The organism is Pontibacter virosus, from assembly GCF_003096355.1.
In the GTDB taxonomy this organism is placed as follows: domain Bacteria; phylum Bacteroidota; class Bacteroidia; order Cytophagales; family Hymenobacteraceae; genus Pontibacter; species Pontibacter virosus.
This window is the reverse complement of the sequence record NZ_QEKI01000002.1, coordinates 393,000-407,555: the sequence shown is the minus strand read 5'-3', so window position 1 is coordinate 407,555 and position 14,556 is coordinate 393,000. Positions and strand designations below refer to the sequence as shown.

Genomic DNA, 14,556 nt, shown 5'->3' with positions numbered 1-14,556 from the left:
TGATGAAAATTTATTTTCAAGTTCATAAAATGCTGTTGTTGAGACCGCTTCAAGAGGCAGTTTTTGGCCATGCCTATACCTGTAAAAGAGAGGGAAATGCATGAGAAAGCGTGAATAACCCGAAGCTCGAAATAAGAGTACAAGAGTGGGACCAAACCCTTATGCCATGGAGCTATCTTACATCCTCAACGAGTTGGGCGAAGACCGTGAACTGTATTTTAATGCAGTAACGCCTCCCATCCTGCAGACCAGCAATTTTGCCAGCAAAACGGTAGCCGATATGCGGCGCATGCTCCAGAATGAGGCGGAGTCTTACCTCTATACCCGCGGCAATAACCCGACCGTGACCATGTTCGAGAAAAAGATGGCGGCACTGGAAGGAGCGGAGCATGCCATTGCCTTTGGGAGCGGAATTGCGGCCGTTTCGGCAGCAGTGCTTTCGCAACTCAAAGCGGGCGACCATGTGGTGTGCATTGACAAACCCTACGGCTGGACCAATGTTTTGATGAACCGTTTCCTGCCCAGGTTTGGCGTAGAGGTGACCATGGTGGACGGTACCGACACGGAGAACTACCGCCAGGCCATGCGCCCTAACACGAAGTTGCTATACCTGGAGAGCCCGAACTCTTTTACCTTTGAGCAGCAGGACATAACGGCCATTGCGGCGCTTGCCAAAGCGCAAGGCTGCAACACCATCATCGACAACAGCTTTGCCTCCCCGCTCAACCAGAACCCCTTGCAGATGGGCGTGGATCTGGTCGTGCACTCCTGCACCAAGTACATCGGTGGCCACTCCGACACTATGGGCGGCGTCATCTGCGGTAGTCGCGATATGATCAACAGGATATTCCAGGGAGAGTTTATGACGCTGGGTGCCATTCTGTCGCCGCACGATGCCTGGCTGCTCATACGCGGCCTGCGCACACTGCCCGTGCGGATGGAGCGTGTAGCAGAAACGACCCGGAAAGTAGTGGCCTGGATGGAAAAGCAGGAAAAGGTCGAAAAGATCTATTATCCTTTTCTGCCCTCCAACCCACAGTATGAACTGACCAAAAAACAGCTGCGCAACAACACCGGCCAGTTTACGATTGCGCTCAGAACAGACGATATGCAGCGGGTAGAGGACTTCTGCAACAGCCTGCAGCACTTCCTGATGGCCGCCTCCTGGGGTGGACACGAATCGCTGATTTACCCAGCCGCCGCCTACTATAGCGACGGTAGTCACAAAGGAAAACTCGACTTTAATCTAGTGCGCTTCTACATTGGGCTGGAAGATGCGGACTACCTGATCAAGGACATTGAGCAGGCATTAAGCAAGGTATAGCACGTCTAAAATATACGATAGAAATTATATTGATGATTTGGTAACATTGGATTAAAATCGTCTGCTTACCTTTGTTACCGATGGATACTCATGCGCTTTTCTGTGCCCATATCCCATTGCACGTCAGTGCAGTACACTTTCGTGCTCCGTACACGTCACAAATCAAATCTCTCTTATATTTATGTTTAAACATCTACACAAAGCCTCTGCTTTTGTGCTGGTCTGCTGTGCCTTTTTGGCTGGCGGCGAAGCCTTAGCGCAGACCAATCCGCAGCCGCAGCCGCTGCCTTATTCCCAGGACTTCAACGACCTGCCACACAGTTCTACCGAATATCCGGAAGGCTGGCAGGGGTGGTTGCTATCTACTAGTCCTGGAGCAAACTTCCGAACCACTCCGGCTACTGCCGACAGAGCCATGTTGGCTAGCAGCACATCCACTACTACCAATGGTGCGATTCACAACTACAATGGCAAGATAGGTTTGCTGAACAGCGGTTCCGTAGACCTGAGCATAGCCTTTGCCATCAGTACGCTGCAAAAGCAAGCTGTCAATGTGGCTTTTGATATGATGACGCTGCGCAACCCCTATGACGGCGGAAGCAACACCCGTATCAACGAAATCGTGCTGCAGTACCGCGTTGGTACAAGCGGCGATTTCATCAACGTTGAAGGTACAGGATACCAGAACAACACAGAAAAGTGGGCCACGAGCGGTAATACCGAGCCTCAGAAGGTAGAGTCCTTTACCGTAACCCTGCCAGAGGCAGCTGAAAACCAGGAAGTGGTGCAGTTGCGCTGGGCTACACGCCAGATCAGCGGCGGCGGCTCCAGACCAGGCTTCGCCATCGATAACATAGCAGTAACTAGCCTGAGTGACAGCAAGAACCCAATCGTGCTAGCTCCTGCTACCCTTGCCTTTGGCGATGTAGTGTTAAACCAAGCCAGCGTTTCTTCTTATACCCTGGCAAGCGCAAACATAATGGGAAACGTGCAATTGACTGCCACGGGAGGCTTCACTGTTTCAAAACTGACGACTTCTGGTTTCACTACCAGCATTTCTTTCTCTGCTGAGGAGATGGCCGCTAACCCTACTGTATTTGTGCAGGTGAGGTCAGCTACAACAGGTACTTTGTCAGGGTCGATTTCGCATAGTGGCCAAGGTATAGCTACTGTTGTAACCGAGCTGACAGCCAATGCGGTTAGCCCATTTGTGCAGGACTTCAACAATTGCGGCACCACATTGCCGGGCGGCTGGAAAGCCTATAGCGTAACTGGTGACCAGGTATGGGCCTGTACTACGTTTGGCAGAGAGACGGCCGAGAGCCCGCGCAACAACGGCGTGCAAATTAACGGCTATGCCGGCGGCGCCCTCGACAACGAAGACTGGGTGATTTCTCCTGCACTGGATTTGTCTGATTTCAACATCGCCGCTCTTTCTTTCTGGACCAGAACCGCCTTCCAGGGCCCTGGTCTGAAATTGATGGTGTCGACGAACTACGACGGCAGCAGCGCGCCTGCCACTGCCACCTGGACAGAGCTGAACGGTGATTTTCCTGCTGAGGCTTCTGATGTATGGAAGCAGTCGGTTGTGAACCTCACTGCCTACAAAGGTGCTGCTGTGCATGTGGCGTTTGTGTATGCTTCAGAAGCTGAGACAGACAGAGCCGCCCGTTGGACCCTGGATGATTTTGCAGTGGAGAACGTCGACCAATTGCTTGCAACAAGTGATTTTAATGTAGATTTCGGAGTGGTGGAAGTGCCAAATGCTTCTGCTCCACATACCTTCAACTTCTCTGCTGCAGGCTTTCCGCAAGGTATGGCCTTGTCAGTGGGAACTGATTTCGAGCTTTCGAAGAATGACCAGACCTATGCTTCTTCACTGGTTTATACCGCTGCCGAAGCGAGCGTTTCTAACACGGTATATGTTCGCTTTAAGCCAGAAAGCATCAAGTTGAAGTCATCAGGCAGTATCACATACACAAGCGGTGATTTTACTGCTGTAAAAGGAACCATGACCGGTTCTTCACTTCCAAAGAGCAGCACCCTGGACATCGTGTCCTGGAACCTGGAGTGGTTTGGTGCTGACAAAGACGATAGAGGTTCAGAACTTGGTCCTGACAACGAGGAATTGCAGTTTGCTAATGCCAAAAAAGCGCTACAGACACTGGATGCTGACATCGTTGCCTTCCAGGAAATTGCAAATGATGAAGCTATGGCTAGCCTAATGGCTGAGTTGCCAGCATACGACTTCGTTCGCTCTGATGTGCATTCGTATTCATGGGACCCAAGCCGAAACCTGGTGCCACAAAAGCTTTATGTTGCCTACAAGAAGGACGTGGTAAAAGTGAAGAGCCAGAAAGTACTGCTTCACAAACTGTATCAGGATGTGCTAGCCGGTACAGCTACTTTGCCAGACTATCCTGCTGCCCAGACTAGCTTTTGGGCCAGCGGTCGCTTGCCTCTGATGGTGGAACTGGAAGCCACCGTAAACGGCGTGACGCAGCAAATCTATGTGGTGAACCTCCACACCAGAGCCAACTCCGGCACCAACGTGACGCCATACAACCAGCGCAAGTACGACGTGCAGGTGCTCAAGGACAGCCTGGCGGCACAGTATCCGAACGTGAACCTGGTGATGCTGGGTGACATGAACGACGATGTAGACATCTCTGTAGTAAACGGTCTGCCTTCTACCCTGAACCCCTTTGTGCAGGATGAAAATTACAAAGCACTGACTTATGACCTCAGTGTAGCAGGTGGCTATACCTACGCTGGAGGTTCTTTCCAGAGCTTCCTGGACCACATCATCGTGTCCAAGTCACTGGTGGATGAGTACATCGAGGAATCTGTTGCAATTGAAAACCAATTGCTCAGCCTGATCCCAAGCTACAGAAATACCACATCTGACCACGTGCCAGTATCGGCCCGCTTCAGCTTCAGCGCTACGCCAGCGGTTGCTTTCTCAGCACCCACACTGACTGCCACTGAGGGCGATGCACTGGTAGCTGTGAACATGAGCATCTCTGCCGCGCAACCAAAAGCCCATACCGTATACCTGACGGTGAAGGACGGCGCCACTGCCACCGCCGTGGATTACACAACGGCCCCGGTAGCTGCCAGCAACGTGATCGCTGTTGAGGTGCCCGCTTATGCTACATCAGCCACATTCGACGTGAGCATCGCAGACGACAAGCTGACAGAGCCGACGGAGCATGTGACTTTCTTCATCAACGGCGTGACAACTGACTTGGGCATGGATGCTGCAGCCCGTCAATTCACCTTGTCTATCCGCGACAACGACTTCCCGGCAGGTATAGCCCATGGTCAAAATTTGGCTTTCCGTCTGTATCCGAACCCAACGCAGGGCCCTGTGGTGAACATCTCGTTGCCAGTAGAAGTATCGGTGATGGATGAGATGACGCTGGAGCTACGTTCTGCTAACGGCACCAAAATGTACGAACTAAACGGTAACCTCAGCAGTGTGCAACAGCAGCTGAATGAAAAAGTAGCCGACCTGCGTAACGGCATGTACTACGTGCAGGTAGTGGTACAAGGCAAGGTCTACCAAGCTAAACTGGTAAGAAACTAGTTTATATTAACTCAGTAAAAGCGGCCTCCTGTCTTACGGGAGGCCGCTTTTTTTATACCCAGGTATAGCAGTTCCCTATCTGGAGTCGTTCTTACAGGTATAACCAAGCCGTAGTGCAATCGGTATGAAGTAAACAAACTAATGTAAACCACTATGACAGACAAACCGCAAATCATAAACAATGTGCATGCCGCTACCCTGATTGGATCAGGCTTGAGTAGCTATTTTATGAACGAGAAGCGTCCGAAGACGGCGCTTATACCTGCGGTGGCCGGAAGCGGGCTGCTGCTATTGAGCAAAAACCTGGAGAAAGGTGACCAAACCATGGCGCATGTGGCAGTCGGCATCACGGGTCTTTTGCTGGCTCAGACACTGCGCTCCTTCCTGCAGGCTGCCGTACCTGACGCCGAGACAGAGGAGAAGTTCGACAAGGCTACCCTCAATCGGCGTAAGCTGGTCTTTGGGCTGATGAGCACCACAGGTATAGCTGCCATGGCTACGTATATTGGCGGATTCATCGAGAAGCGAAAAAACAGCTAAGGTATAGCCGGCACAAAACAGAGAGCCCGCAGATGCTATACCTGCGGGCTCTCCCTGTTATTGAGGCTTATGCAATTGATGGACCTTTGTCAAAAAGCCAGTTGGCTATACCTGCCTAGAAGCCAACTGCTGTATCGTCACCGCGAGGGTCAGCACCGCCCTCCAGTTTGCCGTTGGGTAGCACCAGTATACCTTCCACAGCGCCGTACTTGTTTCGTTGCTTCAGCTTGTAGCCTTTGCTTTCCAGCGCAGTTCTTACCTCTGGCGAAATAGCATCCGGTTCGTGTTGAATCTCGTCAGGCAGCCACTGGTGGTGGAAGCGGGGAGCGGCCACGGCTTCCTGCATGGTCATACCGTGCTCCACTACGTTCAGAATCGTCTGGAAAACAGAGGTGATGATGGTAGATCCGCCCGGGGTTCCTACTACCATGAAGAGCTTGCCGTCTTTCTCCAGGATAGTCGGTGTCATGGCGCTGAGCATGCGTTTACCGGGCTGTACGGAGTTTGCTTCGCCTCCAATCAGGCCGAACATATTCGGTACACCAGGTTTCGCGCTGAAATCGTCCATTTCGTTGTTGAGCAGGAAACCAGCGCCTTCCACTACTACCATGGAGCCATAGCCTCCGTTGATGGTCGTGGTGATGGAAGCGGCATTGCCGAACTGGTCCACGATACTGAAGTGGGTTGTTTGGTCTGATTCGTACACGGGTAATACTCCTGCTTTTACTTCGGATGATGGCGTGGCACGCTCCAGGCTCACGTTCTTCATACGCTCCTGCAGATAGCTACGGTCCAGCAGGCCGCTGCTTGGCACTTTGTAGAAGTCCGGGTCGCCGAGGTAGGTGGCACGGTCGGCGTATACGCGGCGCTTGGCCTCCGTCATGATCTGGATGGTTTGGGGCTGCTGCCAGCCGAAGCTTTTCAGGTCATAGGGCTCTACCATAGTCAGCAACTGCATTAAGGCTATACCTCCGCTCGAGGGCGGCGACATGGAGGTAATTTTCAGATCTTTGTACTGCCCTGTAATCGGCGTGCGCCACACGGCATTGTAATCACGCAGGTCCTGGTGCGAAACCAGGCCGCCGCCACGTTGCATTTCTTTCACAATCAGGTCAGCTGTCTCGCCGGCGTAGAAGCCATCACGTCCTTTGTCGCGGATGCGTTCCAAGGTACGAGCCAAGTCCAGGTGATAAAGCGTGTCACCGGGCTGCCAGGCCTGCTGACGGGTAAGGTATGGGGTATGCTTGTTATACCTGATCATTTCTTCCTGGGCATTGTTCAGCATACGGGCTTCGCGCGCAGTCAGCACCACACCGCGTCGGGCCAGGTCGATAGAGGGCTGCACCAGTTCGGCGAAAGGCAGAGAACCAAGTTTTTCGTGCAACTTAATCATGCCGTCAACAGAGCCAGGTACGCCTGCTGCCAGGTGGCCGAGCAGACTCAGGTCAGGTATAACGTTGCCTAGTGAGTCGAGGTACATGTCGCGGTGTGCGGCTGCCGGGGCTTTCTCTCTGAAGTCAAGCGCACCGGTTTCGCCGGTATGATGCCGGTATACCAAAAAGCCTCCACCACCGATGTTGCCGGCCACAGGATAACAAACCGCCAGGGCAAATTGTGTGGCAATGGCCGCGTCGTAGGCATTGCCGCCTTTACGCAAAATCTCTAAGCCAATGCTAGAAGCATCAGGGTGAGCAGATACCACCATGGCCTTGTCGGCTACAACGCCTTGCTTTCCGGCCTCAGGCTGGGTTTGTGGGCGGGGAGCACAGCTTGAAAAGACGAGGAGCACAGCTACCACACAAGACAAGTTATAGCGCTTCGATCGGAAGCCCTGGATCAGGTTGAAGTGTTTCATGAATAGGGTTTGGGTAAGGCTAAGCTGCAAAATAAAAAAAAGCCGGCTATCTACATAGCCGGCTTTCTGCTTATTGCCAATTGTGGGCAATTACTTGATGTCGTTTTTAATAATCGCTACTGCTTCCTCTACATACACGTCTTTCTGCAGCGACTTCATAAAGTCTTTGTTGCGGGCCATTTTAGCAGTGTCTCCCGCTATGGTCTGCAAATCAGTTTTCAGTCGCGATACATTCAGCACCGGAATGTTTTTCTGAGCGTCTTCGAGTTGCTTGTTAGCCACTTCGCTCTTTCTCTCTTCTTCCATGTACTTCTTCAGACTCAGGGAACGGGATGTGATGTCCACCTGCTTTTTCAGTCTTTCGCCGCTCTGCTGTATTACTTTGAAACTCTCATTGCCAGCAGTACGATTCTTGCTGCTAGTCTGTATCGCCGGAATGTTCAGCTTAGAACGTGTCCAGGGCTTGTAACGGGCTGGCGAGATCTCGTCGAATGGCAAGGCATATTCCTGCTCTTTTTCACCGAACTCCAGGTAGCTGTAGGCGTCCGGCAGAATCACGTCAGGAGTTACGCCACGCAACTGTGTTGTGCCGCCATTGATGCGGTAGAACTTCTGAATAGTGAGTTTAAGTGCCCCAAATGGCTTGTATGGGTCAAACTGTGATGGCAGGGCTTCGTCAATTTCAACGAACTGCTGCACCGTGCCTTTACCGAAAGTCGGGGTCCCTACAATTACAGCACGCTTATAATCCTGCATGGCTGCCGCCAAAATTTCAGAAGCAGAGGCACTGTTTGAGTTTACCATGATCACCAATGGACCGGTATACTGTACCTCCGGGTCGCGGTCATCAAGCACGACAGTCTTGCCAGAAGACGTACGGATTTGTACAATCGGGCCCTGGTCGATGAACAGGCCGGCCATCTCAACAGCATCGGCGAGTGAACCACCCCCGTTGTTGCGCAGGTCCAGTACCAGTCCTTGCATGCCGGCAGCTTTCAATTTCTCAACCTCGGCTTTCACGTCTTCGCCACTGTTGCGACCACCGTTGCGCTCAAAGTCGGCATAGAAACCAGGAAGCTTGATGTACCCAATCTTCTGCTTTTCATCAATCATCGCACTCTGTGCGTACGTTTCTTCAAACACGATTACATCGCGTACAATCGGGATAATGCGTGTGCTACCATCTGGTTTACGCACGGTCAGGCGTACTTCGGTTCCTTTTTTACCACGGATAAGCTGAATGGCATCGTCCAAGCGCATACCTTCTACCAGCACTGCATCACCACTGCCCTGGGCTACTTTCTGGATCGCATCACCTGGTTTAAGGTCGCCCTGCATGTACGATGGGCTGCCCGGCACAATTTCCATCACTTTGATCTGTCCGTCTTTTTCCTGCAATGAGGCACCTATACCTTCCAGTCGGCCTGTGAACTCAATATCGAAGTCCTTCTTGGCTTTAGGAGGGAAGTAACCGGTGTGCGGATCGTATACGTTGGCCACCGCGTTGATGTAAGTAGAACGGCGATCGTCACGGGTCACCTGGTCCAGGCGCTTGTAGAGCTCGTTGTAGGCCGTCATCACCTTTTCACGGGCTTCGGCTTCCATCTGCTCCATGGTTTTGGTCGTTTCCTTACTAGCTGCGCTGGCTGTGGCTTTTTCCTGCTGCTTCTGCATATCAGCCAGGCGCACCAGCGTCTGGTACTTCAGCTGCTTTCTCCAGGCTTCCTTCAGCTCGTTTTTGTCTTTGGCGAATTTCAATTTCTTGCCGTCCAGCTCAATGCTCTCCTCTTTAGAGAAATCGAATGGCTTCGACAGGATCTCTTTGTAAAAGGCCTCAGATTCTTTTGTGCGCTTCTCGATCAAGTCAGCCGAAATGTCGAAAAACTCAAACGAGCCCGCACGTAACTGGTCGTCCAACTGCGTTTCGTACTTGCGCAGCATGGCTACGTCTGACTCTAAGAGAAATTTCTTATTGAAGTCGAGGCGGTCCAAGTATAGCTTAAAGGCTTTTTTAGAAAAATTATCATCTACCTTCTCCGGCTTGTAGTGCATCGTGCTCAGACCCTGCATCAGGGCTTTGATGAGTATTTCGTTTTTGCCGGCGGGTGTATTGTTTTTGCTGTACAGGATAAAAGAGCCCGTTAGTAAGATTACGGCCAGTACAGAAAGAAATATTTTTAATCTGGTTGTCAAGGATAGCATCTAATTAAGTTAGTTGGACCACATTGTAACTACGCAAAAGTAGTGCCGCAGATGAGGCCACGGGCATTTCTTTTAAGGCGAGTCCTAATGTAGTGTAAATATAGCTTTATCGCAAAGCCGCGCGTCGGCTAAGCATAAACAAACAGGTCGCCTGCTTGTTTTACGCAAAGCGGCACTTCTTTATATAACTGTTCAGACTTTTTTTTCGTTTCCGAAGGATGCTTAAACCTTAAAACCTGTACCGGGCAATTGATCCGGTGTGAAGCGCTTGTAAGCCCTTCTCCACAAGTATAGCCATAGACGAAGCAGGAACTCGGCAAGGTATAGCAAGACCAAACGACTATGAAAACGATTCTTTTTTTCGGGGATAGCCTGACAGCAGGGTACGGATTGCCAATGGCGCAGGCCTACCCGTCGCTGATACAAGAAAAGTTGAAAGAGGAAGGATACGATGGCTATACCGTAATCAATGCAGGCATCAGCGGCGATACCACTTCGAGTGGCCTATACCGCCTGGACCGCTGGCTTTCTGCGCCAATCGATATTTTTGTGCTGGCACTCGGGGCTAACGACGGATTGCGGGGTATACCTGCCCGGGAAACCTCTCAGAACTTGCAGCAGATCCTAGACAAGGTGAAACACAAACACCCGGATGCAAAGATCATTCTGTCAGGTATGGAGATTCCTGACATTGTGCCAGGGCGTTACGCGGCAGAGTTCAGGAAACTGTTTCGGGAGCTGGCCGTCAAAAATAACGTAGCCTTTGTGCCTTTTCTGCTGGAGGGCGTAGCCGGTATGCGCCACCTCAACCTCCCGGATGGCGTGCATCCTAATGCGGAAGGTCAGAAATTACTGGCCCGCCATACCTGGGCCATACTGGAAGGGGTACTGAAGCAGAACATATAAGTAAAACGGGCGGCGCTAACAGCACCACCCGTTTTGTAGAGTTAGTTTTTGATATCCTGTCGGAAGCCCATGGCGTTTTCCATCTGAGCCCGGATTTCTTTGGTTGTATTGCGCGCCCAAAGATTAAAAGTAGTATTGTCTGTCTCTTCAATGTCTTTCACATTATCTTCAAACGCACTGAGCGCGTCTTTATGGGCATCCACTACCGTGTCCCAATAAGCACGGTCGAACTCATCCGCATTTTTATCGCGCAGTTCCTGCACACGTCCTGCATGGTCTTCTTCCATTTGCTGTGGTAGCGTAACGCTGTACTGGCCGGACATGTCTTGCAGCTCATCCAGCTTTTTGGAGTACAGGTCTACCATTTGCTGGCCATAGTCACGCACCTGGGCTGTTGTTCCTTTTTCTACTGCTAACTTGCCCAACTCTACCTGCTGGTTGCTGATGCTGTGCGCTTTGCCCATAAACTCGCGCTTGTCGTCGTTTAGGGTAGAGTCTATTGCGGCGGTTGTGTTCAGTTCGGTGTCTACATTCGTAGGAGTGTCGGTTTCCTGTGTGTCAGAGCTACAGGATGCAAAGGCAAGCGTGCCCAGTGTGAGGGTGGCTGCCATCCATAGGTTTTTCATAGTCTTATTTTTGCTTTTGATAGTTCTACGTGTTTTTAAGGGCATACGGAAAAACTGTCCGCATATGTTCAGTTTATTCTACACATCCCATTCGTGAGAGGAAGAGGGGAGGGTATAAAGACAAAGGCTCGACTTCGCCACAAGGGAAAAGCCAAGCCTTTGATTTTATGTAAGGCGTAAGGCCTTAGTAATAAATATGCTCTCCGCGGTTCTTCTGGAAATGATCTTCGAAGTAGCGGGCATCTTCTGACGTGCGCGGCTTAAAGCCCAGTACGATATTACCTTCTTTCACGCCTTCTTCATATACTTTAGCGCGCTCTTCAGGTATACCGGCGCCTACAAGCGCACCAATCAGGCCGCCTGTCAGACCGCCTGCACCAGCACCGGCCAGGCCAGCTGCCAGCGGACCAGCCACTACCAGACCCAGACCAGGTATAGCTACGGATGTACCAATGGCTGCCACTGCACCCACAATAGCACCAAGCGTACCACCAATGGCTGAACCGGCTCCGGCTCCCTCCAGTGATTTGTTTCCAAGTTCGGTATCGCCGTCACGGTCTACATCATTACCGAAGTGACGCTTGCGGCCCTCGTCCGACAATACCACGTTGATATCGTCTTTGTCGTATCCGCGTGCACGTAGTTCTTCATAGGCGCGTTCAGCGCTGTCACGGTCCCGGAACATGGCTGTCATCATGCTCGCATTGCTTGCTCTTTCCATAGTTGAGTTTTTAAGTTTGTATTAGTATAATTTTCAGATGCCTGCTTTTTTGCAGACTAGTTTATTGTAACGGCTGACCTACTCTATGGTTGCAAAACAAGCTCGGATAGCGCGTTTTTGGACTAGAAAGAGTGATTTTGCAGGTTGATAATAAAAAAGCCTTCCGCAGGGGAAGGCTTTTTTATTATGGTATAATGTTGTTGTTTATTGCTCGTCAGAAACACGGTCGGCAGTTACCAGCACACGGTCAACCACATGGATTACACCATTGTTGGCTTCGATGTTAGACTCTACAATGTTGGCTCCGCCAATAGTAAAGGCATTTGGGTTAGAACCTGCAGTACCTACTTCGATATAGTCATCCTGACCAACCTGAATTCGCTGATTTGTCTCTAATTGGGCTGTAGTCACTTTACCCGAAATGATATGAGCTTGCAGGACCTGAATCAGTTCATTTCTGTTTTCTGGTTTCTTCAGGTAATCTAACTGACCAGCAGGAAGTTGTTGGAAGGCTTCGTTAGTAGGAGCGAAAATGGTAAATTCACCTTCCTGCTCAAAAGCTTTTGAAATATTAGCCGCCTGGATCAACTCCATAAAGGTAGAGATTTCGCTCTTTGTTCTTGCTGCATCCAATATGGCCATAGAGCTTGTTTCTGCTGTGGCACCCACGGTGGCAGAAGCATTCACGTCAGTATCAGTCGTGGTGGTAGTGACATCAGTACTCACCTCAGTTTCTGTTGTAACATCATCGCCAGCCATTGTGGTTGTCTCGCTCATGGTAGTGGTTTCGTCCATGGCAGTGTTGTCCATTGCATCGTTACTGCTGGCACAGCTGTATAGAAAGCCTGCGGCAAATACAACTGCAAGAGGTTTTAGCATTCGCATTTTCATAGTAGTTATTTTATAGTTCATGATTAAATAAATTGTACATCTTTAGGCAGGATATACATTGTCTATTTAACTGTATCTTTTTAAAAAAGTTATAAAAAAAGAGGACTATCTGTGTTTGAGTACAGATAGTCCTTTGTGGTATTGCAATAAAACAATACTGTCGTGTCTTAATTATAAACCTTTACGACGAAAATATAGTCCTGAAGTTTCTTCAATTGCTGTGTGCGGGAGACTCCGCCCAGGTTATTTTGCTGTGGGAGGCTGATGGCCAGACCGGCTTCTCGCTCCCGCATTTGGCTCACCATCTGCAGCAGGTATGACGACTTCACCGCAAAGGCAGCACCTTCCTGACCTGCCTGCTTACCATTGATCACGCCAATAACGTTTCCTTTCTCATCGAGCAGCGGACCGCCACTGTTACCCGGGTTTAGCGGGATGGAGATTTGATAAGAAGTGGTATCGCCTTCGAAACCGGAAGCGGAGCTCAGCGAGCCCTCACCGAACACAATGTCCTCGCGCGGGAAGCCAAGGGTATACACGCGCTCACCCAGATCAGAAGAAGCCGTTTTGAAGGTATAAGGCAGCTTGCTGAAACCTGCAAAGGCTGGGTCCTCCACTTTTAAGATCGACAGGTCGTATTCGGTATTGCGGTGCACTTCTGTTACCTTATACTTTAGTCCGGCTTTATTTTCGATCAGTATAGAGTCAGCGCCCTGGATTACGTGTGAACTGGTGACAATGTACCCGTCTGGGCTGATGGCAAAACCAGTACCACTGAAGCGTGCCGAACGCGGTGCCGGTGCGGCGGCGTCCGCGCTGGCGATGCCATTTATAATGGCACGCTGTTCTTTCTTGATTTTCTCGACCTCACGACGGAGTTCAATGTAGCGGGCCGTTTGCTGCTGCACAGGTTTCTTCATTTGCTGCACACTCCAAAGCGTGCCAAATACAGACAGCAGCGAAACGCTGGCGGCAACCGCCATAGTCTGGGCATGCTTCTTAAAGAAGACTTTCCAGGCAGTCAGCTCGCTGGTTACGGTTTTGGAGCCGGTTTCCATTTCTGTGTGGATGCTGTTGAGTTTATGGCGCAATTGCTGGCGCTGACCATAGTGCTGCATAGCCTGCAGTACCTGTCGGTGCTCCTGTACCTGGTCGGCGAGCCGCGGGTCAGTGAGCAACAGCGCCTTAAAGGCAGCCTTCTCCTCGGCGGGCATAGTACCGGCCAGGTAGCGCTCTATTTGCTCGTATATGCGGTGATCAAACATGGTGTTATATAAATACCTTTTACAAGGTGCTAAAATTCAATTCGTCTATGCTATACCTCTGGTTTGTAAGAGGTGAAGAATAATTTCTTAAGGCGTTGCAGGCACTTATACTTTTGGTTTTTGGCCGTGTCGGTGTTCGTATAGCCAAACTTCTCTACAATGTCCTGCATCCCCTGCGCCCGGATGTAAAAGTCCTCCAGTAAAGTACGACAGGGCTCCCCCAGTTGATCCAGTGCCTCGGCCATCACGCCGAACTGCCTTTCGTTTTCCTCGTGCTGCGGCACATCCTCTTCCAGCGACAGATAGTTCTCAGAGTCCTCTATGCGGTTAGCGTAGCGACCTTTCTCTGCCAGTCGCTTCAGCCATAGTCTGCGGCACACGGAGTAGAGGTAGGTCTTGATCTGGCAGCTAAGCTCGAGGCTGTTGCTTTTGATCTTCTCGTAGAAGACGATCACGCCTTCCTGATAAATGTCCTTGGCCTCATCATCAGTTCCACTGTTATTGATAATGAAATGAGATATCATCGGGAAGTGCAGCTTATACAGATGTGCGAGCGCTCGTTCATCGTCATTCCGGATTCCCTCCATGATCGCCTCATCCGTCTCATACAAACTCTTCCTCATACCGTTCTATTTTT

General features: G+C 50.8%; 11 protein-coding genes. 4 read left to right on the top strand and 7 right to left on the bottom strand.

The window, feature by feature from the left end; all coding sequences use genetic code 11:
* Positions 1–166: 166 nt before the first annotated feature.
* From C8E01_RS04845 to C8E01_RS04835, 3 genes are all read left to right on the top strand, one after another.
* A complete protein-coding gene (locus tag C8E01_RS04845; protein WP_116542219.1) occupies positions 167–1,324 on the top strand; it encodes a trans-sulfuration enzyme family protein in 1,158 nt (385 codons plus the stop codon).
* Positions 1,325–1,505: 181 nt separating this feature from the next.
* On the top strand, positions 1,506–4,913 hold the full coding sequence (locus C8E01_RS04840; protein WP_116542218.1) for a T9SS-dependent choice-of-anchor J family protein: 3,408 nt from the start codon (positions 1,506–1,508) through the stop codon (positions 4,911–4,913).
* A gap of 153 nt (positions 4,914–5,066) precedes the next feature.
* Positions 5,067–5,453 carry a hypothetical protein gene (locus C8E01_RS04835; protein ID WP_116542217.1) on the top strand — a complete coding sequence of 129 codons (387 nt, stop codon included), beginning with the start codon at positions 5,067–5,069 and terminating at the stop codon, positions 5,451–5,453.
* A gap of 115 nt (positions 5,454–5,568) precedes the next feature.
* Here the strand turns inward: C8E01_RS04835 and ggt are convergent, their stop codons facing one another.
* Both ggt and C8E01_RS04825 read right to left on the bottom strand, forming a co-directional pair.
* Entirely contained in the window at positions 5,569–7,308 is a 1,740-nt protein-coding gene (gene ggt, locus C8E01_RS04830) for a gamma-glutamyltransferase (protein WP_116542319.1), read from the bottom strand.
* Between the two features lie 90 nt (positions 7,309–7,398).
* The gene (locus tag C8E01_RS04825; protein WP_116542216.1) at positions 7,399–9,510 is read right to left on the bottom strand and encodes a carboxy terminal-processing peptidase; all 2,112 of its coding nucleotides are present in this window, start codon (positions 9,508–9,510) and stop codon (positions 7,399–7,401) included.
* Between the two features lie 342 nt (positions 9,511–9,852).
* Here C8E01_RS04825 and C8E01_RS04820 point away from each other — a divergent pair, with 342 nt between their 5' ends.
* On the top strand, positions 9,853–10,416 hold the full coding sequence (locus tag C8E01_RS04820) for an arylesterase (protein WP_116542215.1): 564 nt from the start codon (positions 9,853–9,855) through the stop codon (positions 10,414–10,416).
* A 41-nt stretch (positions 10,417–10,457) separates the two neighbouring features.
* Here the strand turns inward: C8E01_RS04820 and C8E01_RS04815 are convergent, their stop codons facing one another.
* The 5 genes from C8E01_RS04815 to C8E01_RS04795 all read right to left on the bottom strand — a co-directional run bounded on the left by C8E01_RS04815 (position 10,458) and on the right by C8E01_RS04795 (position 14,542).
* Positions 10,458–11,042 carry a DUF4142 domain-containing protein gene (locus tag C8E01_RS04815; RefSeq protein ID WP_116542214.1) on the bottom strand — a complete coding sequence of 195 codons (585 nt, stop codon included), beginning with the start codon at positions 11,040–11,042 and terminating at the stop codon, positions 10,458–10,460.
* Between the two features lie 184 nt (positions 11,043–11,226).
* Positions 11,227–11,763: a hypothetical protein gene (locus tag C8E01_RS04810; RefSeq protein ID WP_116542213.1), complete on the bottom strand. Its 537-nt coding sequence runs from the start codon at positions 11,761–11,763 to the stop codon at positions 11,227–11,229.
* 204 nt (positions 11,764–11,967) lie between these two features.
* Positions 11,968–12,642, bottom strand: a complete 675-nt coding sequence (locus C8E01_RS04805) for a fasciclin domain-containing protein (protein WP_116542212.1) — start codon at positions 12,640–12,642, stop codon at positions 11,968–11,970.
* 179 nt (positions 12,643–12,821) lie between these two features.
* Positions 12,822–13,919, bottom strand: a complete 1,098-nt coding sequence (locus C8E01_RS04800; protein WP_116542211.1) for a S1 family peptidase — start codon at positions 13,917–13,919, stop codon at positions 12,822–12,824.
* A 50-nt stretch (positions 13,920–13,969) separates the two neighbouring features.
* A complete protein-coding gene (locus C8E01_RS04795; protein WP_116542210.1) occupies positions 13,970–14,542 on the bottom strand; it encodes an RNA polymerase sigma factor in 573 nt (190 codons plus the stop codon).
* Positions 14,543–14,556 lie beyond the last annotated feature (14 nt).

Bases quoted from the DNA above. Each gene is read 5' to 3' on its own strand.
- C8E01_RS04845 (WP_116542219.1), top strand. From the start codon at position 167: ATGGAGCTATCTTACATCCTCAACGAGTTGGGCGAAGACCGTGAACTG.
- C8E01_RS04840 (WP_116542218.1), top strand. From the start codon at position 1,506: ATGTTTAAACATCTACACAAAGCCTCTGCTTTTGTGCTGGTCTGCTGT.
- C8E01_RS04835 (WP_116542217.1), top strand. From the start codon at position 5,067: ATGACAGACAAACCGCAAATCATAAACAATGTGCATGCCGCTACCCTG.
- ggt (WP_116542319.1), bottom strand. From the start codon at position 7,308: ATGAAACACTTCAACCTGATCCAGGGCTTCCGATCGAAGCGCTATAAC.
- C8E01_RS04825 (WP_116542216.1), bottom strand. From the start codon at position 9,510: ATGCTATCCTTGACAACCAGATTAAAAATATTTCTTTCTGTACTGGCC.
- C8E01_RS04820 (WP_116542215.1), top strand. From the start codon at position 9,853: ATGAAAACGATTCTTTTTTTCGGGGATAGCCTGACAGCAGGGTACGGA.
- C8E01_RS04815 (WP_116542214.1), bottom strand. From the start codon at position 11,042: ATGAAAAACCTATGGATGGCAGCCACCCTCACACTGGGCACGCTTGCC.
- C8E01_RS04810 (WP_116542213.1), bottom strand. From the start codon at position 11,763: ATGGAAAGAGCAAGCAATGCGAGCATGATGACAGCCATGTTCCGGGAC.
- C8E01_RS04805 (WP_116542212.1), bottom strand. From the start codon at position 12,642: ATGCTAAAACCTCTTGCAGTTGTATTTGCCGCAGGCTTTCTATACAGC.
- C8E01_RS04800 (WP_116542211.1), bottom strand. From the start codon at position 13,919: ATGTTTGATCACCGCATATACGAGCAAATAGAGCGCTACCTGGCCGGT.
- C8E01_RS04795 (WP_116542210.1), bottom strand. From the start codon at position 14,542: ATGAGGAAGAGTTTGTATGAGACGGATGAGGCGATCATGGAGGGAATC.